Consider the following 22,563-nt stretch of genomic DNA (forward strand, 5'->3'; position numbering starts at 1 on the left):
ACAGCTGTGCCTGAATTTAACCTTTGAGCTGATCGAGGTCTTCGACATTGATCGTGTCGAGACTACGGAACAGAGTCACCAGAATCGCGAGGCCGATCGCGGCTTCAGCCGCGGCCACCGTGAGCACGAAGAACACGAAGATCTGGCCGTGCACATCGCCGAGGTAATGCGAGAACGCGACGAAATTGGTGTTCACCGCCAGCAGCATCAATTCGATCGCCATCAGGATGATGATGACGTTGCGGCGGTTCAGGAAAATACCGACGATGCTGATCGCAAACAGGATCGCACCGAGCACGAGGTAGTGAGCAAGGGTCAACATATTTTTCTCCAGTGCGCTCAGGCCTTGTTGCCGACCGTGCCGGCGCCAGCGTTGCCCGGTGCGGCTGCTGCGGACGCTTCCGGCACAACCGGCAGCTCCTTCTCCACCGGCATCTTCACGAGGCGCACGCGGTCTTCGCGACGCACCTTGACCTGTTGCGACACGCGCTGACGCTTGCTGTCCTTGCCTTGGCGTGCGGTCAGCGCGACGGCGGCGATGATCGCGACAAGCAGCACGAGGCCGGCGATTTCAAACGCGAAGATGTAGTCGGTGTAGATGACCTTGCCGATGAGGCGCGTGTTCGGCATCGCGCTCGTCGCACCGGCCACGCTTGCCGAGAGGTCGTGCACCGGCGTGGACGTCGCGCCGTAGCCGTGCCACAGGATCAGTGCCGTTTCGATCACGATAATCGCGCCGACCAGCGTCGCCATCGGCACGAAGCGCCGGAAATCCTTGCGCAGGATGTCGAGATTGATGTCCAGCATCATCACGACGAACAGGAACAACACCATCACCGCGCCGACGTAGACGAGCACCAGCAGGATCGCGAGGAATTCGGCCTGCAGCAGCATCCAGATGGCTGCCGCGTTGAAGAACGCGAGCACGAGGAAGAGCGCAGCGGCAACCGGGTTGCGCGAGGTGATCACCTTCAGCCCTGACACCGTCAGGAGCGCAGCGAAGATGTAGAACAGTACGGTCGTGAATTCCATGATTACCGGTTCATCGTTAGCCCATCGACAGGCATGGTGGTTCTTTGGCTTGAGGCATCCGCCCTGCCGTACAGCTGGCACGACGATTTTCGCGCCACGGCACACACAGATCGCCCCGCGGCGCACGGCCTTCGAGCCGGCAGCATCAAACCAAAAACGGTCAAGCTAAAGCGTTTAAACGAGCCCTTCCGACGCGCGGCTCAACGGTAAGGCGCATCGGCCGCCTTGGCCGCCGCGATCTCGGTTTCGTAGCGATCGCCGACTGCCAGCAGCATGTCCTTCGTGAAGTACAGGTCGCCCCGCTTCTCGCCGTGGTACTCGAGGATCTGCGTCTCGACGATCGAATCGACCGGGCAGCTTTCCTCACAGAAACCGCAGAAAATGCACTTGGTCAGGTCGATGTCGTAGCGCGTCGTGCGGCGCGTGTTGTCCGCGCGCGTTTCCGACTCGATCGTGATGGCCATCGCCGGGCACACCGCTTCGCACAGCTTGCATGCGATGCAGCGCTCTTCGCCGTTTTCGTAGCGGCGCAGCGCGTGCAGCCCGCGGAAACGCGGCGAGATCGGCGTCTTTTCTTCCGGGAACTGCACCGTGAACTTGCGCTTGAACGTATAGCGTCCGGTCAGCGCCAAGCCCTTGAGCAGCTCGGTCAGAAAGAACGTCTTGAAGAAGTTTTGGATTGCGGTCATGTTCTCGTCCGCCCTTTATTTCCAGATATTCAACGGCGACATGATCCAGAACCCGACCACGATCACCCACACCACGCACACCGGCAGGAACACCTTCCAGCCCAAGCGCATGATCTGGTCATAGCGGTAACGCGGGAACGTGGCGCGCACCCAGATGAATACAGACAACAGCAAGAAGACTTTCAGCACGAGCCAGAAGATGCCCGGGATGAACGACAGGAAGCCGAACGGCGCGCTCCAGCCGCCGAGGAACATCGTGGCCGTCAGCGCCGAGATCACGATCATGTTGATGTACTCGCCGAGGAAGAACAGCGCGAACGCCATACCCGAGTAATCGATCATGTGACCCGCGACGATTTCCGACTCGCCCTCCACCACGTCGAACGGGTGGCGGTTCGTTTCGGCAATGCCCGAGATGAAGTAGACGGCGAACACCGGCAACAGCGGCAGCCAGTTCCACGACAGGAAATTCACGCCGTAGCTCGCGAAGAGACCACGCTCTTGCGACGTCACGATATCCGACAGGTTCAGGCTGCCCGAGGTCATCAGCACAACGACGAGCGCAAAGCCCATCGAGATTTCGTACGACACCATCTGCGCCGCGGCGCGCATCGCGCCAAGGAATGCGTACTTCGAGTTCGACGCCCAGCCTGCCAGAATCACGCCGTACACGCCGACCGACGAAATCGCGATCGCGTACAGCAGCCCCGCGTTGATATCACCGAGCACCGCACCCGCTTGAAACGGAATCACCGCCCACACCGCGAACGCCGGAACGACGACCATGACCGGCGCGATCAGGTAGATCCAACGGCTTGCGGCCGTCGGCCGAATCACTTCCTTCAGCAGCAGCTTCAGCACGTCGGCGATCGGCTGCAGCAAACCGGCCGGGCCAACGCGGTTCGGACCGAGACGCACGTGCATCCAGCCGATGAGCTTGCGCTCCCAGAGAATCAGGTAGGCCACGCACAGCAGGATCGCGACGGACACCACCAGGATCCGGATGAGCGCCCACACCGTGGGCCATGCCACGCCGAGAAGCTGAGTGCCGCCCGAGTTGATCGTATCGAACAAGCTCATTTACGCCTTCTCCACCACCAGTTCACCGAACAGGCTGCCCAGGGCAGCACCGGCAGGCGTAGCCGCCGATACTCGGACAACGTCTGCGGCAAGATTTGCCTCGCGCACCGCGGGCGCTTGCACCTCGCGGTCACCCTGACGCACGCGCACCGCGTCGCCATCCTTCAACGCCAGCTTGTCGAACAACGCGGCCGGCAGGCCGATCGCGTTCGCGGCGCGTGCAGCGGCCGTCAGATGCAGCGACGGCGCACGGCGCACGAGCGGGTCGGCGTGGTAAATCGGCACGTCGGCGATGCGCTCGAACTTGCCGTCTGCGGCCTTCGGCGCGGCGCCGTTCGCACGTGCGACTGCAGCGCTCGTGCGATTCGACAGGCGCGCGGCGATTTCACCCTCGCCAAGCGCGGCCGTGCGCACTTCTTCCGCCGTGTCGTATTCGAAGCCAGGCAAGCCGAGCAGGCTGCCGAGCACACGCAACACCTTCCATGCGGGACGCGTTTCGCCGAGCGGACGCACGACGCCATTGAACGACTGCACCGTGCCTTCCGCGTTGACGAACGCACCGGCCGTTTCCGTGAACGGAGCGATCGGCAGCAGCACGTCGGCGTAATCGGTGCCGTGCTTGAACGCCGACAGCATCACGACCATTTCCGCCTGGTTCAGCGCGGCCAGCGCTTGCGCCGGATTCGCGGTGTCGAACTCGGGTTCGACGTTGAGCAGCAGGTAGCCCTTGCGCGGCTGCTCGAACACTTCGCGTGCGTTCAAGCCACCCTCGCCCGGCAGTGCGCCGGCCACATGGGCACCGACCGTATTCGCTGCTTCGGTCGCGAAGCCGAGCGTAGCGCCCGTGTTTTCGGCGATCCATTGAGCCGCCGCGTAAATGCGCGCGAACTCGGGGTGACGCACAGCGCCGTTGCCGAGCAGCACGACGCGCAGTTCACCGGCTGCGAGCGCCGCGGCGACTTCCTTCGCAGCGTCCGATGCTTGAGCCGAGCTGAATGCTTCGGGCAGCGCCACGCCGCGCGCTTGCGCGACGGCGGCAGCCACGCCCGCGAGCTCGTCGAGCCATGCCGACGGCGCGGCGGCGATGCGCTTCGCGGTCGGGATCAGCGAATCGTCGCTGGTTGCGTTCAGGAAATGCACCTTCGCGCCGCCCTTCGCGGCTTGGCGCAGGCGCGCGGCCACGAGCGGATGATCGCGGCGCAGGAACGAGCCGATCACGAACGCGGCATCGACCTTCGACAGATCGGCCAGCTTCACGCCGAGCCACGGCGCGCCTTCCGACGTCGCCGAGAAATCGGCCTGGCGCAGACGGAAGTCGACGTTCGGCGTACCGATCGCAGCGGCAAGCTGCTTCACGAGGAACAGCTCTTCGACCGTGCTATGCGGGCTCGCGAGCGCCGCCAGCGCCTTCGCGCCGTGGTCCGCGGTAATGCCCTTGATGCCCTTGGCGACGTATTCGAGCGCAGTCTGCCAGTCGGTTTCGATCCACTGGCCGCCTTGCTTGATCATCGGCTGCGTGAGGCGCTCGTCGCTATTCAGGCCTTCGTACGAGAAGCGGTCTTTATCGGAGATCCAGCACTCGTTGATCGCTTCGTTCTCGAACGGCAGCACGCGCATCACGCGATTGTTCTTCACTTGGACGACGAGATTCGCGCCGACCGAATCATGCGGGCTCACCGACTTGCGGCGCGACAGTTCCCACGTACGCGCGCTGTAGCGGAACGGCTTGCTCGTGAGCGCGCCGACCGGGCACAGGTCGATCATGTTGCCCGACAGCTCGGAGTCGACGGACTTGCCGACGAAGGACGTAATCTCGGAGTGCTCGCCACGGCCCAGCATGCCGAGCTCCATCACGCCGGCGATTTCCTGACCGAAGCGCACGCAGCGCGTGCAGTGAATGCAGCGCGTCATCTCTTCCATCGAGATCAGCGGACCGACATTCTTATGAAACACGACGCGCTTTTCTTCGTTGTAGCGCGACGACGACTTGCCGTAGCCGACCGCGAGATCCTGCAGCTGGCATTCGCCGCCTTGGTCGCAGATCGGGCAATCGAGCGGGTGATTGATCAGCAGGAACTCCATCACCGATTGCTGAGCCTTCACCGCCTTGTCGGACTTCGTATGGACGATCATGCCTTGCGAGACCGGCGTCGCACATGCGGGCACGGCCTTCGGCATTTTCTCGACATCGACGAGACACATCCGGCAGTTGGCCGCGATGGAGAGCTTCTTGTGATAGCAGAAGTGAGGAATGTACGTGTCGACCTTATGCGCAGCCTGGATCACCATGCTGCCTTCGGCCACCTCGACCTTCTTGCCGTCTATTTCAAGTTCAACCATGATGGTGAATGGTCCTTAACCTATTTACCGCTCAATCATTCGCTCAATGCAGGCCCTGCGGATTGCCGTCGAGCCGTTCAATGTCGCAATGAATTCCGTGCGTGGGGTACTGCTCGAACCGCCTACTGCCTACCGCCAAAAGCCGCCACGTATTACGCGAGAATCGCTTCGGCCGATGCCGGAGCGCCCGCATGGCCGCCGACGAGGCAATGCTTGTGCTCGACGTGGTACGCGAATTCGTCCCAGTAGTGCTTCAACATCCCGCGCACCGGCATTGCCGCTGCATCGCCGAGCGCGCAGATCGTGCGGCCCATGATGTTTTCCGCGACCGAATTCAGCAGATCGAGGTCTTCCTTGCGGCCCTGGCCGTGCTCGATGCGATGCACGACGCGATAGAGCCAGCCGGTGCCTTCACGGCACGGCGTGCACTGGCCACACGATTCTTCATAGTAGAAGTACGACAGGCGCAAGAGCGAGCGCACCATGCAGCGCGTTTCGTCCATCACGATCACCGCGCCCGAGCCGAGCATCGAGCCGGCCTTCGCGATCGAGTCGTAGTCGAGATCGGTCTGCATCATGATGTCGCCCGGCACGACCGGCGCCGACGAGCCGCCAGGAATGACGGCCTTGATCTTCTTGCCGCCGCGCATGCCGCCGGCGAGCTCCATGAGCGTCGCGAACGGCGTGCCGAGCGGTACTTCGTAGTTGCCCGGACGCTCGACGTCGCCCGACACCGAGAAGATCTTCGTGCCACCGTTGTTCGGCTTGCCGAGTTCGAGATACGCCTGCGGCCCGATCGACAGCAGGAACGGCACAGCGGCGAACGTTTCGGTGTTGTTGATCGTCGTCGGCTTGCCGTAGACGCCGAAGCTCGCCGGGAACGGCGGCTTGAAGCGCGGCTGGCCCTTCTTGCCTTCGAGCGATTCGAGCAGCGCGGTTTCTTCGCCGCAGATATAGGCGCCGTAACCGTGATGCGCGTGCAGCTCGAACGAGAACCCGGAGCCGAGGATGTTGTCACCGAGGAAGCCCGCGCGGCGCGCTTCTTCGAGCGCCTCTTCGAAACGCTTATAGGTCTCGAAGATCTCGCCGTGGATGTAGTTGTAGCCGACCGTGATGCCCATCGCGTACGCGCCGATCGCCATACCCTCGATCAGGGAATGCGGGTTCCAGCGCAAGATGTCGCGGTCTTTGAACGTGCCCGGTTCGCCTTCGTCCGAATTGCAGACGAGGTATTTCTGTCCCGGGAACTGACGCGGCATGAAGCTCCACTTCAAGCCCGTCGGGAAGCCCGCACCGCCGCGGCCGCGCAGACCCGACGCCTTGACGTCGGCGATGACCTGCTCGGGCGGAATCTTTTCTTCGAGAATGCGGCGCAGCTGGGCGTAACCGCCGCGCGCCACGTAATCTTCGAGGTGCCAGTTGTCGCCGTTCAGGCCGGCGAGAATCAGCGGTTTGATGTGACGATCGTGGAGAGACGTCATTTCGAAAGTTCCTCCAGCAATTGGTCGATCTTTTCGCGGCTCATGAAGCTGCACATGCGATGGTTGTTCACGAGCAGCACCGGCGCGTCGCCACACGAACCCATGCACTCACCCTCTTTCAGGGTGAACTTGCCGTCGGCCGTGGTTTCGCCGAAGTCGATGCCGAGCTTCTTCTTCAAATATTCGGCAGCGCTTTCCGAGCCGCCGTCCGGGCCGAGCTGGCACGGCAGATTCGTGCAGAGTGTGATCTTGTATTTGCCGACAGGCGCCGTCTCATACATCGTGTAGAACGTCGCGACTTCCTGCACGGCAACCGCAGGCATGCCGAGATAGTCCGCCACGTATTGCATGATTTCCGGCGACAGCCAGCCGTGCTCCTCTTGAGCAACGGCCAACGCCGACATCACGGCGGACTGTTTCTGATCGGCGGGATACTTCGCGATCGCACGATCGATTTCTTTCAGGCCTTCAGCTGAGATCATTTTCAGACACGACTCTTTCAATTCCTACCGAACGAAAACCTGTCGCCGATCATTCATGCGACAGACCTAGCGCTCCTCTTGGCTCCTGGCGGGACCGCGAGCTTCGCGTCGCCCCGCGAGCGGACTTGCCGCTTGCGACACCCGCCGTTGCCGGCCGGCATCGCGAAACGGCTTAACGGTCGACTTCCCCGAACACGATGTCTTGCGTACCGATGATCGTCACAGCGTCGGCGATCATGTGGCCCCGCGCCATTTCGTCGAGCGCGGACAGGTGCGCATACCCCGGCGCACGAATCTTCAGGCGATACGGCTTGTTCGCACCGTCCGAGATCAGATAGATGCCGAACTCGCCCTTCGGATGTTCGACGGCTGCGTATGCCTCGCCTTCCGGCACGTGGAAACCTTCGGTGAAGAGCTTGAAATGGTGGATCAGATCCTCCATGTTCGTCTTCATGCCTTCACGATGCGGCGGGGCAACCTTGTGATTGTCGGTCATCACCGGGCCAGGATTCTTCCGCAGCCACTCAATACATTGCTTCGCAATACGCGTCGACTGGCGCATTTCTTCGACGCGCACCAGATAACGGTCATAGCAATCGCCATTTACGCCCACGGGGATGTCGAAATCGAGACGATCGTACACCTCGTACGGTTGCTTCTTGCGCAAATCCCACTCGATGCCCGAGCCGCGCAGCATTGCGCCAGTCAAACCGAGCTGCATCGCACGCTCCGGGCTCACCACGCCGATGCCGACGAGACGCTGCTTCCAGATCCGGTTGTCGGTCAGGAGCGTTTCGTATTCGTCGACGCAGGTCGGGAAGCGCGTGAAGAAATCGTCGATGAAGTCGAGCAGCGACCCTTGGCGCGCTTCGTTCATCTTCGACAACGCCTTCGCGTTATGGATTTTGGACGCCTTGTATTGCGGCATCGCGTCAGGCAGATCGCGATAGACACCGCCCGGACGATAGTACGCCGCGTGCATCCGTGCGCCGGACACCGCTTCATACACGTCCATCAAGTCTTCACGCTCACGGAACGCGTACAGAAACACCGCCATCGCGCCGACGTCGAGCGCGTGCGCGCCGATCCACATCAGGTGGTTCAGCACGCGCGTGACTTCGTCGAACAGGACGCGAATGTACTGCGCGCGGATCGGCACATCGATGCCGAGCAGCTTTTCGATCGCGAGCACATAACCGTGTTCGTTCACCATCATCGACACGTAGTCGAGACGGTCCATGTACGGCACGGATTGAATGAACGTCTTGGTTTCGGCGAGTTTTTCGGTCGCGCGGTGCAGAAGGCCGATGTGCGGATCGGCACGTTGAATCACTTCGCCGTCGAGTTCGAGCACGAGGCGCAGCACGCCGTGCGCTGCCGGGTGCTGCGGGCCGAAGTTGAGCGTGTAGTTTTTGATTTCTGCCATGGCGTCCTCTTAGTGTTTCAGACCGCCATAGTGATCCTCGCGGATCACGCGCGGCGTGATTTCGCGCGGCTCGATCGTCACCGGCTGGTAGACGACGCGTTTCTCATCCGGGTCGTAACGCATTTCGACGTAGCCGGAGACCGGGAAATCCTTGCGGAACGGATGGCCGATAAAGCCGTAATCAGTCAGGATGCGGCGCAGGTCCGGGTGGCCTTCGAAGACGATGCCGTACAGGTCGAACGCTTCGCGCTCGTACCAGTTCGCCGAATTCCAGATATCGACGACCGATGCGACGATCGGCACTTCGTCGTCCGGCGCGAACACGCGCACGCGCAGACGCCAGTTGTTCGAGATCGACAGCAGATGCAGCACCGCTGCGAAGCGCGGGCCGTCATAGGCGCCATCGCCGTAAGTTTGATAGTCGACGCCGCACAGATCGATCAGCTGTTCGAAGCCGAGCGTGCGGTCGTCGCGCAGACGCTTCGCGATTTCGAGGTATTCGCTTGCCTTCACGACGATCGTCAGTTCACCGATCGATTCCGTGATGCTTGCAAGGCGGCCGCCAAAAGCCGCCTCGAGGTTCGCTTTGAGGGTCTCGAGTTTGCTTGCCATATTGTGGGGGAAGGCTCAGGCCTTATTGACGAGCGATGGTGTTGGTTCGGCGGATCTTCGCTTGCAACTGGATCACACCGTAGACAAGCGCCTCGGCCGTCGGCGGGCAGCCCGGCACGTAGACGTCGACCGGCACGATCCGGTCGCAACCGCGCACCACCGAGTACGAATAGTGATAGTAGCCGCCGCCATTGGCGCACGAGCCCATCGAGATCACCCAGCGCGGCTCGGCCATCTGGTCGTAGACCTTGCGCAGCGCCGGCGCCATCTTGTTGCACAGCGTGCCGGCCACGATCATCACGTCCGACTGACGCGGGCTGGGACGGAACACGACCCCGAAACGGTCAAGGTCGTAACGGGCTGCGCCCGCATGCATCATCTCGACCGCGCAACACGCGAGACCGAACGTCATCGGCCACAGCGAGCCGGTGCGCGTCCAGTTGATCAGCTTGTCAGCCGTAGTGGTGACAAACCCTTCCTTCAAGACCCCTTCGATACTCATTTGCTTTCCACTCCAGACGGGCGGCGGAGAGTGGCCGCCCACGCAAACCGGCGATTAGCCCGTCACTCCCAGTCGAGGCCGCCTTTCTTCCAGATATAGGCAAAGCCCAACAGGAATTCGAGCAGAAAAATCATCATCGCCAAGAAGCCCGGCCAGCCGATATCGCGCAGGGCCACACCCCACGGAAACAGGAACGCGGTCTCAAGATCGAAAATGATGAACAGGATTGCAACGAGGTAGTAGCGCACATCGAACTTCATGCGCGCATCTTCGAACGCTTCGAAGCCGCATTCGTACGGCGCGTTCTTTTGATTGTCAGGCTTATTGGGGCCGAGGATCTTACCAATGCTGACCAGCGCTACGCCTAAACCAGTGCCCACGAGGAGAAACAACAAGACGGGGAAATAGGCTGCGAGGTTCAAGACTGTCCTCAATTGGTTGGTTCTGAATTCCGCCGGGAGTGTACACCCTAACGGGAAATCACTTCATCCAACTCAGCATCGCAAGGAAGCCGCAAGGCTGGAGCCAGAAGTGACAATGCCAGCCGAAGCGATGCATGCGGCTGGCATTGGATAACTTTGGTGCCGACGGCGAGACTCGAACTCGCACAGCTTTCGCCACTACCCCCTCAAGATAGCGTGTCTACCAATTTCACCACGTCGGCACTACCTGCAATCCGGGAAAACAACTTATTTAAACCACGAATCGCTTCAAGACTTAAATTCTAACCTGTCTAAACAGATTGTTCAACGCACAAATGCGTTTTGAACGAAATTTTTTATTTCGGCACGTTTTGGCCAGGAGCCGATGCCGACGACGCTGCAACCGGCACCGAAGCCGCGGCCGGAATCGAAGCAGCCGATGCCGCAACGGACGCCGCCGGCACGTCGCCGAGCACGCCAACCGAGGGCTTCGACTTGTACGAACCGAGGTAGGTCAGCGCCAACGTCGTCACGAAGAAGATCGCCGCGAGGACGGCCGTCGTACGCGACAAGAAGTTCGCCGACCCCGTCGCGCCGAACAAACTGCCCGACGCGCCGCTGCCGAACGCAGCCCCCATATCGGCACCCTTGCCGTGCTGAAGCAGCACGAGGCCGATGACCCCAAGCGCCGACAGCAACTGGACGACGATGATCAACGTTTTCAAATACAGCATTGCGCTCACCCGAGTTTGAGTTAATCGTCCGACACAAATGCGTCAGACGTGTGTCCTGCAATCGCGCCGGCGCAGCAATGCGACGGCGCTCTGTTCAGTGCGCAGCCGCGATAGCCGCTTGCGCTGCCTCGCAGATCGCGAGGAAATCCTTGCTCTTCAAAGACGCGCCGCCAATCAGGCCGCCGTCGATGTCCTTTTGGCGGAACAATTCTTCCGCGTTTTCCGGCTTCACGCTGCCGCCATACAGCAGCGGCACGTCAGCAACCGCGGCGCCCTTCGCCGCGAGACGCCCACGCAGGAAAGCGTGCACTTCCTGCGCCTGCTCCGCCGTTGCGCTGCGACCCGTGCCGATTGCCCAGACCGGTTCATAAGCGACGACGATGCGGGCCGCCTCATCTGCCGATAACACCGCGAGCACCGCGTCGAGCTGTGCGCCCGCCACCTGCTCGGTCGTACCGGCCTCGCGCTCCTCGAGCGTTTCGCCGATACAAACGATCGGGGTCAAACCGGCGCGCAACGCACGCTGCGTTTTCGTCGCCACGAGTTCGGCGCTTTCGCGGTGATACGCGCGGCGCTCCGAGTGCCCGACGATCGCGAGCGTCGCGCCGAATTCCACGGCCATTTCGGCCGCGACTTCGCCGGTATAGGCGCCGTGCGTGTAAGCGGAAACGTCCTGCACGCCATAGCCGACACGCGTGCCGCTCAACAAGGCCTGCACCTGCGCCAGATACGGAGACGGCACGCATACGCCGACTTGCACACCGCTCTGCAGCGCGAGCGCACCCTGCGCCACGGACTGCAGCAGCGCCGCATTCTCGGCAAGGCGCCCGTGCATCTTCCAGTTACCGACTACCCGCTTCGCTTGTTGTCTCGACATTGTTTTGTCCCGGCCCTCTTTCATGCGGCGTACGCAAAACACGCAATTTTACTGTGTGCTGGCTGAGCGGGTCAAACCGCCCGTGTCAAACCGCGTGTGTCAACCTTGGAGATTCCAGTCCAGCACGATCTTCCCGATATGCTCGCTGCTCTCCATCAGCGCGTGCGCCTGCGCCGCTTGAGCCGCCGGGAACACACGGTAGATGACCGGCTTGATCCGGCCTTCCTCGAGATGCGGCCACACGTGCTCTTTCAATTGCGCGGCAATCTTCGCCTTGAAATCGACGGAGCGCGGACGCAGCGTCGAGCCCGTCACCGTCAGGCGTCGGCGCAAAATCTCGTTGAAGTTGAGCTCGGACTTCGCGCCGCCGAGCAGCGCGATCAGCACGAGCCGCCCGCCGTCCGCGAGCGCCGTCAATTCGCGCGGCACGTAGCTCCCCGCCACCATGTCGAGAATCACGTCCACGCCGCGATCGTTCGTCAGCGACTTCACGACCTCGACAAAATCTTCCGACTTGTAGTTGATCGCGCGATCCGCGCCAAGCGCCTCGCACGCGCGGCATTTGTCGGCGGAGCCCGCCGTCGCGAACACGCGATACCCGAGCGCGTGCGCGATCTGAATCGCCGTCACGCCGATGCCGCTCGATCCGCCCTGCACGAGCAGCGTTTCGTTCTCGCCGCCTTCGCCGCGCCCTAACTGCGCGCGCTCGAAGACGTTGCTCCACACCGTGAAAAAAGTCTCGGGCAGCGACGCCGCTTCGACATCGGTCAGACCCTTCGGCACCGGCAAGCACTGTGCGAGCGGCGCGCTCGCATATTCGGCGTAGCCTCCGCCCGCCAAGAGCGCGCAGACGCGATCGCCAATCTTGAGGCCGAACGGATTGCGCTTCTCGTCGATCGTCCCGCCGACGATCTCGCCCGCCACCTCCAGCCCCGGCAAGTCCGACGCCCCGGGAGGCGGCGCATAACCGCCCTTGCGCTGAAACACGTCCGGCCGATTGATGCCCGACGCCGCCACCTTGATGAGCACTTCGCCCGCCTTCGGCTCGGGCATCGGACGCTCCCCGAGCACGAGGACTTCCGGCGCCCCAAATTCGGTAATTTCGATCGCGTTCATCTAGGTCACCTCCAAGGTCGGGTTGGCCTTGCGAACCGCCTTGGCATTCGTTCGATGCCGAAGCGGCTCGCAGTGGCAACCACCCTGCTTCAACAAAACGGCCGGCGCGCTTGCGCGCTGCCGGCCGCTATCCAATCACTACCGCGTTACTGCTGCGGCGCCGATTCGGACTGTGCCGCTTCGTTCAGCAGCGCCTTCGCGGACAGACGCACACGGCCCTTCTCGTCCGTCTGGATCACCTTGACCTTAACCTGCTGACCTTCCTTCAGGTAGTCGTTGATGTCCTTGATGCGCTCGTTGACGATCTCGGAGATGTGCAGCAGACCATCCTTGCCCGGCAGGATGTTCACGATCGCGCCGAACTCGAGCAGCTTGAGCACGGTACCTTCGTACACTTGGCCGACTTCGATTTCCGCCGTGATGTTTTCGATGCGCTTCTTCGCCTCGGCCATCCCTTCGCTGCTCGTGCTCGCGATGGTGACGACGCCGTCGTCGGAGATATCGATCGTCGTGCCCGTTTCTTCGGTCAGCGCGCGGATCACCGAACCACCCTTGCCGATCACGTCGCGAATCTTTTCCGGGTTGATCTTGATGGTGATCATGCGCGGCGCGAATTCCGACAGCTCGGTGTTCGCACCCGACACAGCGGCAGTCATCTTGCCGAGGATGTGCATGCGGCCTTCCTTCGCCTGCGCGAGCGCGACCTGCATGATTTCCTTCGTGATGCCCTGGATCTTGATGTCCATCTGCAGCGCGGTCACGCCAGCTTCCGTGCCCGCCACCTTGAAGTCCATGTCGCCGAGGTGATCTTCGTCGCCGAGGATGTCGGTCAGCACCGCGAACTTGTTGCCTTCGAGGATCAGGCCCATCGCGATGCCCGCGACGTGCGCCTTCATCGGCACGCCGGCGTCCATCAGCGCGAGGCAGCCGCCGCAGACCGAAGCCATCGACGACGAACCGTTCGACTCGGTGATCTCCGACACGACGCGGATCGAGTAGCCGAATTCTTCGGCGCTCGGCAGGCACGCGACGAGCGCGCGCTTCGCGAGACGGCCGTGACCGATTTCACGGCGCTTCGGCGAACCGACGCGGCCCGTTTCGCCGGTCGCGAACGGAGGCATGTTGTAGTGGAGCATGAAGCGGTCGCGATACTCGCCTTCGAGCGCGTCGATGATCTGCTCATCGCCCTTGGTGCCGAGCGTCGCGACGACGAGCGCCTGCGTTTCGCCGCGCGTGAAGAGCGCCGAACCGTGAGTGCGCGGCAGCACGCCAGTGCGGATCTCGATCGGACGCACGGTGCGCGTGTCGCGGCCGTCGATGCGCGGTTCGCCGTTCAGGATCTGGCTGCGGACGATCTTCGCCTCGATGTCGAACAGGACGTTGCCGACGGTGGCCTTGTCGGCCGCTGACGTACCTGCTGCCGCGGCTTCTTCTTCGAGCTTCGCCGACACCGCTGCGTAGACTTCCTTCAACTTCGTCGAACGCGCTTGCTTGTCGCGGATCTGATACGCGGCCAGCAGATCGCCTTGCGCGAGTGCCGTCACGCGCGAGATCAGCGCTTCGTCCTTCGGCGCCGGTTGCCAGTCCCATTCCGGCTTGCCGCCGTCACGCACGAGCTCGTGGATGGCGTCGATTGCCGTTTGCATCTGATCGTGGCCGAACACCACGGCGCCCAGCATCACGTCTTCTGGCAGCTGGTCGGCTTCCGATTCGACCATCAGCACGGCACGCTCCGTACCGGCGACGACGAGGTCGAGGCGCGATTCCTTGAGTTGGGCGCGCGTCGGGTTCAGCACGTACTCGTTGTTGATGTAAGCAACGCGCGCTGCGCCGACGGGGCCGTTGAACGGCAGACCCGACACTGCCAGGGCAGCCGAAGCGCCGATCAGCGCGGGGATGTCGGCTGGGACTTCCGGATTCACCGACATCACGTGCACGACGACCTGCACTTCGTTATAGAAGCCTTCCGGGAACAGCGGACGCAGCGGACGGTCGATCAGGCGCGACGTCAGCGTTTCATGCTCGGACGGACGGCCTTCGCGGCGGAAGAAGCCGCCAGGGATCTTACCGGCGGAGTAGGTCTTTTCGAGGTAATCAACCGTCAGCGGGAAAAAGTCCTGACCCGGCTTGGCCGACTTCGCGCCGACCACAGTCGCGAGCACCACGGTGTCTTCGATATCGACGATCACGGCGCCGCTTGCCTGACGAGCGATTTCGCCCGTTTCCATCCGGACCTTATGTTGTCCCCACTGGAACTCTTTGACGACTTTATTGAACATAGTCACTCCTTCTCACTTTTCGCTCGTTTCATTTATATCGTTTCGCCGCAACCTTGCTGTCATGGCGCGGCGACGTCACGGCCGAAGCCCGCACGGAAAGAGGTGTGTTATGCCATTCCAGCGGTCCGCTTCTCGCGGCGAGTGAATCGCTGGAATGACACAAAGCTCTGCCCGCCAAGCCAAGCCGTGTTGCAAGCCCGGCACCGCATTGCATCCCTAGCCGCGGCGCCTGACGCTTTGACGCATTTCACATGAAGCGCGCCATTCAAAAACAAAATGCCTGTATCAGCAGACTGACACAGGCATCTTGTTGAAGAGACGATAGTCCGATTACTTGCGCAGACCCAGCTTTTCGATCAGCGAACGATAGCGGTCGGCGTCCTTGCCCTTCAGGTAGTCGAGCAGCTTGCGACGGCGGCTCACCATGCGCAGCAGCCCGCGGCGGCTGTGATGGTCCTTCGAGTGGGACTTGAAGTGGGAGGTCAGCTCGTTGATGCGAGTCGTCAGCAGAGCGACTTGCACTTCAGGGGAGCCGGTGTCATTGGCAGCACGCGCGAATTGCGCAACAACGTCGGACTTCTTGATATCAGCAACAGACATTTGATTTCCTTAATAACTAGACAGGCGGTCACGGAAGAAAGGCCGTGCCGTGGAGGTACAGCAAGACGCGAATTATAGCACAGCCGAATTCGGAGACCAGCGGTACCGTAAGGAACCTGTTTCAGGGCCGCTTCATCTGGCAGGTTGCCGGCAATACGGTCCGCTCCGGCGGCAAGGCCAGCACGGTGCGAAAGCCATAGCCGCTCCCTTCATTGTCGAAGCGCACGCCCGGCGTGCCGGCCTTGTCCATCTCCATCACATAAAGGGGCTGGATCAACTGATGGTCCTCGGCACGCATCCAAGCGCGATGAAAGCCGTTGTCGAACTTCATCCCTTCGAGCGCCTTTGCCACCGCCGCCGGATCTGGCGTGCCCGCGCGCGTCATCGCGTCAGCCAGCATCTCGATCATGATTTCCATGCGCAGCACCGGGTAGTCGTCCTGGGCGGCCGGGAAGCGCGCGCGAAAGGCCGCGTAGTAGGCGTCGGAGGCCGCCGGTCCCGCGTTCGGATGCCAGTCCGCGACGGCCAGCACGCGCTTTACGCCCGCGTCGCCGAGCGCCGCGGGCGCGTCGAGACTGTTGCCGTAGAACGTGTAGAACTTCGCGTTGAGCCCTTGCTCGCGCGCTGCTTTGACCAGCAGGGTCAGGTCGTTGCCCCAGTTCCCCGTGATGACCGCGTCTGCACCGCTCGCCCGCATTTTGGCGATATAGGGCGTGAAGTCCTTCACGCGGCCGATCGGATGGAACTCGTCGCCGACGATCGCGATATCCGGGCGCTTTTGCGCCAGCGCCTCGCGCGCGAGCGTGCTGACGTCATGCCCGAAGCTGTAGTCCTGGTTCAGCAGATAAACCTTTTTCACCGACCGGTCCTGCTGGATCACGTCCGCGAGCGCGTCCATCCGCATGCCCGCGTGCGCGTCGAAACGGAAGTGCCAGAAGCTGCAATTGGCGTTGGTGAGCGCCGGGTCGTCGGCCGAATAGTTGAGGAACAGCTCGCGATTGTCCGGTTCGCGCGCGTTTTGCTTTTCGATCGACGCAACGAGCGCTGCCGCGACCGCCGAGCTATTGCCCTGCATCACGAAGCCGATGTGCCGGTCGGCGACGGCGCGCAATTGCAAGAGCGCCCCTTCGGTGCTGCCCTTGCTGTCGAGCACGACCAGTTCGAGCGGATGCGCGCCGTCAGCGAGCTTGACGCCACCCCGCGCATTCACGCGCTCGACGCCAAAGCGCAGGTTCCGCTCGACCGCGGCCCCCGCGTTGGCGAACGGCCCCGACATTCCTTCGATCAACGCGAGCTGAATCGGCGCACCCGCCGGTGCTGCCGCTGCGCTCACCTGTTGCGCCGGCGTCGCCGCCACCCATGCTGCAAAGGCGGCCGCCGCCAGCCGGCTCATCCATGCTCGTGTCATCGCTACCCCGAGTGAATTGTTCGAAGCGCGGATCATAGTTCGGCGAACCGGCGATTCGCAAGCAGTCACCCCGCCCTCCTTTCGACAGCGAATGCGCGACGTTGCCGTCAATACGACGCATCCCCGCTCATCGATTCGCGATCTCCGTCACACCGCCCGCTTCGAAGCGCTAAAAAATCTTTTGCCGCGCAACCTGTCAAAATCATGTGACCCCGTGATAAAAAGCCGTCACTCGATGAATTGGAGGACTCCATGAGACAGCGCCTGACATCCGTGCTTGTGTGCGCCGCGGCGTTGCTGCTAGCGGGCTGCGCGCAGCCTTGGCAGCAATATCAAGCGGGCGCCGACCAATCGACGATCATCGCCCGACTCGGTCCGCCACGCGAAGTCTACGACCTGCCCGATGGCGGCAAGCGCCTCATGTGGCCGACGCAGCCGATGGGCGAAGTCACCACCGCCGCCGACGTCGACGCTTCCGGCAAGATCGTGAATGTGCGCCAAGTGCTGCAGCCCAACGAGTTCTACCGCGCGCAGATCGGCCAGTGGACCAGGAAAGACGTGCTCGTGAATTTCGGACGTCCGGTGGAAACCTCGTATTTCCCGCTGATGAAGCGCGAGGTCTGGACGTATCGTTATATGGAGGACAACGTCTGGTACATGCTCTACAGCTTCTATTTCGACGATCAGGGCGTGCTTAGGCTCACGCAGAAGACGCCCGATCCGCTGCACGATCCTGATCGGCGCAACATTTTCTAACGGAAATTTCGCGTGCCGATCGCACACGCCTTGTGCGGCGCGCAGGCAGCAAAAAGCCCTCGCTTATGGCGAGGGCCTTTCATTTCAAGCTCGCTGGTAACCGGCGGCGGATCAACCGCCGCCTGCCGCCTGCCCGATCAGGAACGCTGCGGGTTCAGCTTGTCCGCATTCGAGTGCAGCTTGTTCAGCGCCGAGATATACGCCTTCGCCGAAGCGGCGACGATATCCGGATCCGTGCCGACGCCGTTCACGATGCGCCCGCTCTTCGACAGACGCACCGTCACCTCGCCCTGCGCCTGCGTGCCGGTCGTGATCGCGTTCACCGAATACAGCAGTAACTCGGAGCCGCTGCCGACTTCGCTCTCGATCGCGTTGAGCGTTGCATCGACCGGGCCGTTGCCGTGCGCCTCACCGGTCGTCTCTTTGCCGTCGACCGAAAAGACGATGCGCGCGTGCGGCCGCTCGCCGGTTTCCGAATGCTGCGCGAGCGACACGAACTTGTAGTGCTCGCGTTCTTGCGCCTGCGCCGATTCCTCGGTGACGATCGCGATGATGTCTTCGTCGAAGATTTCCGCCTTGCGGTCGGCCAGTTCCTTGAAGCGCGCAAACGCAGCGTTCAGTTCGGTTTCGCTATCGACCGTGATGCTCAACTCTTGCAGACGCTGCTTGAACGCGTTACGGCCCGACAGCTTGCCGAGCACGATCTTGTTCGCGGTCCAGCCCACGTCTTCCGCGCGCATGATTTCGTAGGTGTCGCGCGCTTTGAGCACGCCGTCCTGGTGGATGCCCGACGCGTGCGCAAACGCATTGGCGCCGACCACCGCCTTGTTCGGCTGAACCACGAAGCCGGTGATCTGCGATACCAGCTTCGAAGCCGGCACGATCTGCGTCGTGTCGATGCCGAGATCCAGGCCGAAGTAGTCCTTGCGGGTCTTCACGGCCATCACGATTTCTTCGAGCGACGTGTTGCCCGCGCGCTCGCCGAGACCGTTGATCGTGCACTCGACCTGGCGCGCGCCGCCGATCTGCACGCCCGCGAGCGAGTTCGCGACCGCCATGCCGAGATCGTTATGGCAATGGACCGAGAACACAGCCTTGTGCGAGTTCGGGATGCGCTCGCGCAGCGTCTTCACGAGATTGCCGTAAAGCTCGGGCACGCCATAACCGACGGTGTCGGCGATGTTGATCGTCGTCGCGCCTTCGTCGATCACCGCTTCCAGCACGCGGCACAGGAAATCCATGTCGGAACGGCTGCCGTCTTCCGGCGAGAACTCGACGTCATCGGTGAACTTGCGGGCGAAGCGCACGGCGAGGCGCGCCTGCTCGTAGACCTGATCGGGCGTCATCCGCAGCTTCTTTTCCATGTGCAGCGGCGACGTCGCGATGAACGTGTGAATGCGGAAGCGCTCGGCGGGACGCAGAGCATCGGCGGCGCGTTGAATGTCTTTGTCGTTTGCGCGGGCAAGCGAGCAGACCGTGCTTTCCTTGATGATCGACGCAATCGTGTTGATCGCGTCGAAATCGCCGTTCGAGCTGGCCGCGAAGCCCGCTTCGATCACGTCGACGCGCATCCGCTCCAATTGCTTCGCGATGCGGATCTTCTCTTCTTTCGTCATCGACGCTCCAGGCGATTGCTCGCCGTCGCGCAACGTCGTGTCGAAAATAATCAGCTTGTCTGCCATTTCAGGTCTCCGGGGACTCGTTCATTCGATTGGATACAAACGGAATTCGGGTGTTTGCGCCACCGCAGGCGACGCCAAACAACGAACGAGGCAAACGGAGGGCGAAAACGATCAGCGCGGCAGGCGCGCTAGAGCTAGCGCGCGTAGCGGCGCACCGGCTAGAAGGGAAAGGAGGGGGAACGTGAAAGTTGCCATGCCGGTGACTATAGCGGCATTCGCATAATCGTGCAAATGGGAGGGACGGCCATCCGGGGACGGCCGTCTGGAGCGGCAATACAAAAGCGGCAGCCAATCAGGCTGCCGCTTTCGAAATCCCCGCGTACCTTGGATCGCACCAGATCAGTGATCGTGCGGCGAAGACCTTGCAGGATTCTCCCTGCCCCGAACCGCCATATACGCCCAGAAGGCGTACCCCGAAAAGCCATACAGCACGAAAAGGCCGAACAGCATGAGCGGCGGATCGGACGACACCAGCACGAAAGCCACAACGACCAAAAGAATCGCTGCAAACGGCACGCGATGCCGTACGTCCAGCGCCTTGCCGCTGTAGAACGGCGCATTCGACACCATCGTCACGCCGGCGTACACGGTCAGAGCGAACGCTACCCACGGCAGCCATACGAGCTTGACCGGCACCCGATTATCGGTCGCGAGCCAGACGAAGCCCGCGATCAGCGCGGCCGCGGCCGGGCTAGGCAGCCCCTGGAAAAAGCGCTTGTCGACGACGCCGATGTTCGTGTTGAAGCGCGCGAGACGCAGCGCCGCCCCCGAACAGTAGACGAACGCCGCGAGCCAGCCCCAGCGGCCCAGATCCTTCAGCACCCATTCGTACATCACGAGCGCCGGCGCCACGCCGAACGACACCATGTCCGACAAGCTGTCGAACTGCTCGCCGAACGCGCTTTGCGTGTGAGTCATGCGCGCGACGCGGCCGTCCATCCCGTCGAGCACCATCGCGACGAAGATTGCGATCGCCGCGATCTCGAAGCGCACGTTCATCGCCTGCACGACCGCGAAGAAACCGCAGAACAGCGCCGCGGTGGTGAACGCGTTAGGCAACAAATAGATCCCGCGCTTGCGCAAAAACTGCTGGCGTAGCGCGCGACGGCTGTCGATCGGCGCCGGCTCCGCGGCCAGCGCCTTGTTGCGGCGAAACGGCCGCGGCAAGTGCGTGCCGTTGCCACGGGGGCGGCGCGGTTTGAGTGCGGCCATCGATGCCTCCTTGTGCCGCCTTAGAGTTCAGCGAGAATCGTCGACGATGCGGAGACCTTCTCGCCGATCGAAACGCGCGGACGGCTGCCCACCGGCAAATACACGTCAACACGCGAGCCGAATCGGATGAAGCCGTAGCGCTGGCCGCGCGTCAGCGGCTCGCCGGCGCGCACGTAGCAGAGAATGCGTCGCGCGATGAGGCCGGCGATCTGCACCGAGGTCACCGTCTGGCCGCCCGCGGTCTGAATCACGACCGCATTGCGCTCGTTTTCGAGCGACGCTTTGTCGATGGCGGCGTTCAAGTACGCGCCCGGAAAATATTCAACCTTCGAGATCGCGCCATCCACCGGCGAGCGCTGCGAGTGGACGTTGAAGACGTTCATGAACACGCTGATCTTCAGCGCTTCGCGATTCGCATAGGGATCGTGCGTGGTTTCGACCGCGACGATACGCCCGTCGGCGGGACACAGCACGGCGTTCGCTTGAGTCGGAATCGGACGCGCCGGATCGCGGAAAAACTGGACGACGAAAATGAGCAGCAGCCAGAACGGCCACGCAAAGCCGAACCCCGAGACGGCATGGATCAGCAACGCAACGACGGCGGCGATCGCAATAAAAGGCCAGCCTTCGCGCGCGATGATCGGGTGAGGGTAATTCATGGATTGATTCAGTCTTTTTGTAAAACCGTAGCATAGCAAAAGCCGTCCGGCGCACGGCGACACCGGACGGCTTTTTGGTGCAACCGGCACGCATTTCGCACCGGCTGCGGCAAAGCAACGCGACTTATCAGTTCTTCGACTGGTCGACGAGCTTGTTCTTCGCGATCCACGGCATCATCGCGCGCAGCTTCGAGCCGACTTGCTCGATCTGGTGCTCGGCCGTCAGGCGGCGGCGCGATTGCAGCGTCGGCGCGCCGGCGCGGTTTTCGATAATGAAGCTCTTCGCGTACTCGCCCGTTTGGATGTCCTTGAGGACATCCTTCATCACCTTCTTCGTTTCGTCGGTGATGACGCGCGGCCCCGTCACGTACTCGCCGTACTCGGCGTTGTTCGAGATCGAGTAGTTCATGTTCGCAATGCCGCCTTCGTAGATCAGGTCGACGATCAGCTTCAGTTCGTGCAGGCACTCGAAGTACGCCATTTCCGGCGCGTAGCCCGCTTCCACCAGCGTTTCGAAGCCAGCCTTGATCAGCTCGACCGTGCCGCCGCACAGCACGGCTTGCTCGCCGAACAGGTCGGTTTCGGTTTCTTCGCGGAAGTTCGTTTCGATGATGCCGGCACGGCCGCCGCCGTTAGCCGCTGCATACGACAGCGCGATGTCGCGCGCCGCGCCCGACTTGTCTTGCGCAACCGCGATCAGGTGCGGCACGCCGCCGCCTTGCGAGTACGTGCCGCGCACGGTATGGCCCGGCGCCTTCGGCGCGATCATGATCACGTCGAGATCGGCACGCGGAATCACTTGGCCGTAGTGGACGTTGAAGCCGTGCGCGAACGCGAGTGCGGCGTTCTGCTTGATGTTGGCGTGCACTTCCTTCGCGTAGACCTCGGCGATCTGCTCGTCGGGCAGGAGCATCATGACGACGTCGGCGCCCTTCACGGCTTCCGCCACTTCCTTGACGGCGAGGCCCGCGTTCTCGGCCTTGCTCCACGATGCGCCACCCTTGCGCAGACCGACCGTCACATTCACGCCGCTTTCCTTCAAGTTCAGCGCGTGCGCATGGCCTTGCGAGCCGTAGCCGATGATCGTGACCTGCTTGCCTTTGATGAGGGAGAGGTCGGCGTCTTTATCGTAGAAAACTTTCATGTCTGTTCCTTCGCGTAATCAGTGAAATTC

22 protein-coding genes and 1 tRNA gene are annotated in these 22,563 nt (G+C 62.2%); 1 reads left to right on the forward strand and 22 read right to left on the reverse strand.

The window, feature by feature from the left end; genetic code table 11:
- Window positions 1–16: 16 nt before the first annotated feature.
- The 18 genes from nuoK to AAHK20_RS12080 form a co-directional block, all read right to left on the reverse strand.
- Window positions 17–322: an NADH-quinone oxidoreductase subunit NuoK gene (gene nuoK, locus AAHK20_RS11995; protein ID WP_006052894.1), complete on the reverse strand. Its 306-nt coding sequence runs from the start codon at window positions 320–322 to the stop codon at window positions 17–19.
- Between the two features lie 17 nt (window positions 323–339).
- Window positions 340–1,032 (reverse strand): NADH-quinone oxidoreductase subunit J, encoded by a 693-nt coding sequence (locus tag AAHK20_RS12000; protein WP_449181678.1) that lies wholly within the window; start codon window positions 1,030–1,032, stop codon window positions 340–342.
- Between the two features lie 200 nt (window positions 1,033–1,232).
- A complete protein-coding gene (gene nuoI, locus AAHK20_RS12005; protein ID WP_449181679.1) occupies window positions 1,233–1,721 on the reverse strand; it encodes an NADH-quinone oxidoreductase subunit NuoI in 489 nt (162 codons plus the stop codon).
- 15 nt (window positions 1,722–1,736) lie between these two features.
- The gene (gene nuoH / locus AAHK20_RS12010; RefSeq protein ID WP_449181680.1) at window positions 1,737–2,801 is read right to left on the reverse strand and encodes an NADH-quinone oxidoreductase subunit NuoH; all 1,065 of its coding nucleotides are present in this window, start codon (window positions 2,799–2,801) and stop codon (window positions 1,737–1,739) included.
- The gene (gene nuoG / locus AAHK20_RS12015) at window positions 2,802–5,141 is read right to left on the reverse strand and encodes an NADH-quinone oxidoreductase subunit NuoG (protein ID WP_449181681.1); all 2,340 of its coding nucleotides are present in this window, start codon (window positions 5,139–5,141) and stop codon (window positions 2,802–2,804) included. It abuts the gene before it with no gap.
- A 152-nt stretch (window positions 5,142–5,293) separates the two neighbouring features.
- Window positions 5,294–6,622, reverse strand: coding sequence for an NADH-quinone oxidoreductase subunit NuoF (gene nuoF, locus AAHK20_RS12020; RefSeq protein ID WP_449181682.1), 1,329 nt, complete (start codon window positions 6,620–6,622; stop codon window positions 5,294–5,296).
- On the reverse strand, window positions 6,619–7,104 hold the full coding sequence (gene nuoE / locus AAHK20_RS12025; protein ID WP_449181683.1) for an NADH-quinone oxidoreductase subunit NuoE: 486 nt from the start codon (window positions 7,102–7,104) through the stop codon (window positions 6,619–6,621). The genes nuoF and nuoE overlap by 4 nt, the downstream gene beginning before the upstream one ends.
- A 172-nt stretch (window positions 7,105–7,276) precedes the next feature.
- Window positions 7,277–8,530, reverse strand: a complete 1,254-nt coding sequence (locus AAHK20_RS12030; RefSeq protein ID WP_449181684.1) for an NADH-quinone oxidoreductase subunit D — start codon at window positions 8,528–8,530, stop codon at window positions 7,277–7,279.
- A gap of 9 nt (window positions 8,531–8,539) precedes the next feature.
- The gene (locus tag AAHK20_RS12035) at window positions 8,540–9,142 is read right to left on the reverse strand and encodes an NADH-quinone oxidoreductase subunit C (RefSeq protein ID WP_449181685.1); all 603 of its coding nucleotides are present in this window, start codon (window positions 9,140–9,142) and stop codon (window positions 8,540–8,542) included.
- A 22-nt stretch (window positions 9,143–9,164) separates the two neighbouring features.
- On the reverse strand, window positions 9,165–9,644 hold the full coding sequence (locus tag AAHK20_RS12040; protein ID WP_006052903.1) for a NuoB/complex I 20 kDa subunit family protein: 480 nt from the start codon (window positions 9,642–9,644) through the stop codon (window positions 9,165–9,167).
- Window positions 9,645–9,706: 62 nt separating this feature from the next.
- Window positions 9,707–10,066, reverse strand: coding sequence for an NADH-quinone oxidoreductase subunit A (locus AAHK20_RS12045; RefSeq protein WP_136898726.1), 360 nt, complete (start codon window positions 10,064–10,066; stop codon window positions 9,707–9,709).
- Window positions 10,067–10,223: 157 nt separating this feature from the next.
- A tRNA-Leu gene (locus AAHK20_RS12050) sits at window positions 10,224–10,308 on the reverse strand.
- Window positions 10,309–10,422: 114 nt separating this feature from the next.
- Complete coding sequence (gene secG / locus AAHK20_RS12055; protein ID WP_449181686.1) at window positions 10,423–10,800, reverse strand: preprotein translocase subunit SecG; 378 nt, start codon at window positions 10,798–10,800, stop codon at window positions 10,423–10,425.
- A 94-nt stretch (window positions 10,801–10,894) separates the two neighbouring features.
- Window positions 10,895–11,677 carry a triose-phosphate isomerase gene (gene tpiA, locus AAHK20_RS12060; RefSeq protein ID WP_449181687.1) on the reverse strand — a complete coding sequence of 261 codons (783 nt, stop codon included), beginning with the start codon at window positions 11,675–11,677 and terminating at the stop codon, window positions 10,895–10,897.
- Between the two features lie 99 nt (window positions 11,678–11,776).
- Window positions 11,777–12,793 carry an NAD(P)H-quinone oxidoreductase gene (locus tag AAHK20_RS12065; RefSeq protein ID WP_449181688.1) on the reverse strand — a complete coding sequence of 339 codons (1,017 nt, stop codon included), beginning with the start codon at window positions 12,791–12,793 and terminating at the stop codon, window positions 11,777–11,779.
- Window positions 12,794–12,939: 146 nt separating this feature from the next.
- Complete coding sequence (pnp, locus tag AAHK20_RS12070) at window positions 12,940–15,078, reverse strand: polyribonucleotide nucleotidyltransferase (RefSeq protein WP_449181689.1); 2,139 nt, start codon at window positions 15,076–15,078, stop codon at window positions 12,940–12,942.
- 324 nt (window positions 15,079–15,402) lie between these two features.
- On the reverse strand, window positions 15,403–15,672 hold the full coding sequence (gene rpsO, locus AAHK20_RS12075; protein ID WP_207001221.1) for a 30S ribosomal protein S15: 270 nt from the start codon (window positions 15,670–15,672) through the stop codon (window positions 15,403–15,405).
- 121 nt (window positions 15,673–15,793) lie between these two features.
- Window positions 15,794–17,080: a branched-chain amino acid ABC transporter substrate-binding protein gene (locus AAHK20_RS12080; protein WP_449181690.1), complete on the reverse strand. Its 1,287-nt coding sequence runs from the start codon at window positions 17,078–17,080 to the stop codon at window positions 15,794–15,796.
- Between the two features lie 252 nt (window positions 17,081–17,332).
- Here AAHK20_RS12080 and AAHK20_RS12085 point away from each other — a divergent pair, with 252 nt between their 5' ends.
- Entirely contained in the window at window positions 17,333–17,836 is a 504-nt protein-coding gene (locus tag AAHK20_RS12085; protein WP_449181691.1) for a hypothetical protein, read from the forward strand.
- Between the two features lie 137 nt (window positions 17,837–17,973).
- Here AAHK20_RS12085 and AAHK20_RS12090 read toward each other — a convergent pair whose 3' ends face one another.
- The 4 genes from AAHK20_RS12090 to ilvC form a co-directional block, all read right to left on the reverse strand.
- Complete coding sequence (locus AAHK20_RS12090) at window positions 17,974–19,518, reverse strand: 2-isopropylmalate synthase (protein WP_449181692.1); 1,545 nt, start codon at window positions 19,516–19,518, stop codon at window positions 17,974–17,976.
- Between the two features lie 339 nt (window positions 19,519–19,857).
- Window positions 19,858–20,730 carry a CDP-diacylglycerol--serine O-phosphatidyltransferase gene (gene pssA, locus AAHK20_RS12095; protein WP_449181693.1) on the reverse strand — a complete coding sequence of 291 codons (873 nt, stop codon included), beginning with the start codon at window positions 20,728–20,730 and terminating at the stop codon, window positions 19,858–19,860.
- Window positions 20,731–20,750: 20 nt separating this feature from the next.
- The gene (locus AAHK20_RS12100; protein ID WP_449181694.1) at window positions 20,751–21,389 is read right to left on the reverse strand and encodes a phosphatidylserine decarboxylase; all 639 of its coding nucleotides are present in this window, start codon (window positions 21,387–21,389) and stop codon (window positions 20,751–20,753) included.
- 127 nt (window positions 21,390–21,516) lie between these two features.
- Window positions 21,517–22,533 (reverse strand): ketol-acid reductoisomerase, encoded by a 1,017-nt coding sequence (gene ilvC, locus AAHK20_RS12105; protein ID WP_449181695.1) that lies wholly within the window; start codon window positions 22,531–22,533, stop codon window positions 21,517–21,519.
- Window positions 22,534–22,563: the final 30 nt, after the last annotated feature.

This window comes from Trinickia camelliae, from assembly GCF_053525655.1.

Excerpts from the sequence above, each read along its gene's own strand:
- nuoE (WP_449181683.1), bottom strand. The coding sequence starts at position 7,104 with ATGATCTCAGCTGAAGGCCTGAAAGAAATCGATCGTGCGATCGCGAAG.
- AAHK20_RS12100 (WP_449181694.1), bottom strand. The coding sequence starts at position 21,389 with ATGAATTACCCTCACCCGATCATCGCGCGCGAAGGCTGGCCTTTTATT.
- secG (WP_449181686.1), bottom strand. The coding sequence starts at position 10,800 with ATGCTGTATTTGAAAACGTTGATCATCGTCGTCCAGTTGCTGTCGGCG.
- nuoK (WP_006052894.1), bottom strand. The coding sequence starts at position 322 with ATGTTGACCCTTGCTCACTACCTCGTGCTCGGTGCGATCCTGTTTGCG.
- pssA (WP_449181693.1), bottom strand. The coding sequence starts at position 20,730 with ATGGCCGCACTCAAACCGCGCCGCCCCCGTGGCAACGGCACGCACTTG.
- AAHK20_RS12090 (WP_449181692.1), bottom strand. The coding sequence starts at position 19,518 with ATGGCAGACAAGCTGATTATTTTCGACACGACGTTGCGCGACGGCGAG.
- AAHK20_RS12085 (WP_449181691.1), top strand. The coding sequence starts at position 17,333 with ATGAGACAGCGCCTGACATCCGTGCTTGTGTGCGCCGCGGCGTTGCTG.
- AAHK20_RS12080 (WP_449181690.1), bottom strand. The coding sequence starts at position 17,080 with ATGACACGAGCATGGATGAGCCGGCTGGCGGCGGCCGCCTTTGCAGCA.
- tpiA (WP_449181687.1), bottom strand. The coding sequence starts at position 11,677 with ATGTCGAGACAACAAGCGAAGCGGGTAGTCGGTAACTGGAAGATGCAC.
- AAHK20_RS12030 (WP_449181684.1), bottom strand. The coding sequence starts at position 8,530 with ATGGCAGAAATCAAAAACTACACGCTCAACTTCGGCCCGCAGCACCCG.
- AAHK20_RS12065 (WP_449181688.1), bottom strand. The coding sequence starts at position 12,793 with ATGAACGCGATCGAAATTACCGAATTTGGGGCGCCGGAAGTCCTCGTG.
- rpsO (WP_207001221.1), bottom strand. The coding sequence starts at position 15,672 with ATGTCTGTTGCTGATATCAAGAAGTCCGACGTTGTTGCGCAATTCGCG.
- nuoF (WP_449181682.1), bottom strand. The coding sequence starts at position 6,622 with ATGACGTCTCTCCACGATCGTCACATCAAACCGCTGATTCTCGCCGGC.
- AAHK20_RS12000 (WP_449181678.1), bottom strand. The coding sequence starts at position 1,032 with ATGGAATTCACGACCGTACTGTTCTACATCTTCGCTGCGCTCCTGACG.
- AAHK20_RS12035 (WP_449181685.1), bottom strand. The coding sequence starts at position 9,142 with ATGGCAAGCAAACTCGAGACCCTCAAAGCGAACCTCGAGGCGGCTTTT.
- nuoG (WP_449181681.1), bottom strand. The coding sequence starts at position 5,141 with ATGGTTGAACTTGAAATAGACGGCAAGAAGGTCGAGGTGGCCGAAGGC.
- ilvC (WP_449181695.1), bottom strand. The coding sequence starts at position 22,533 with ATGAAAGTTTTCTACGATAAAGACGCCGACCTCTCCCTCATCAAAGGC.
- nuoH (WP_449181680.1), bottom strand. The coding sequence starts at position 2,801 with ATGAGCTTGTTCGATACGATCAACTCGGGCGGCACTCAGCTTCTCGGC.
- AAHK20_RS12040 (WP_006052903.1), bottom strand. The coding sequence starts at position 9,644 with ATGAGTATCGAAGGGGTCTTGAAGGAAGGGTTTGTCACCACTACGGCT.
- nuoI (WP_449181679.1), bottom strand. The coding sequence starts at position 1,721 with ATGACCGCAATCCAAAACTTCTTCAAGACGTTCTTTCTGACCGAGCTG.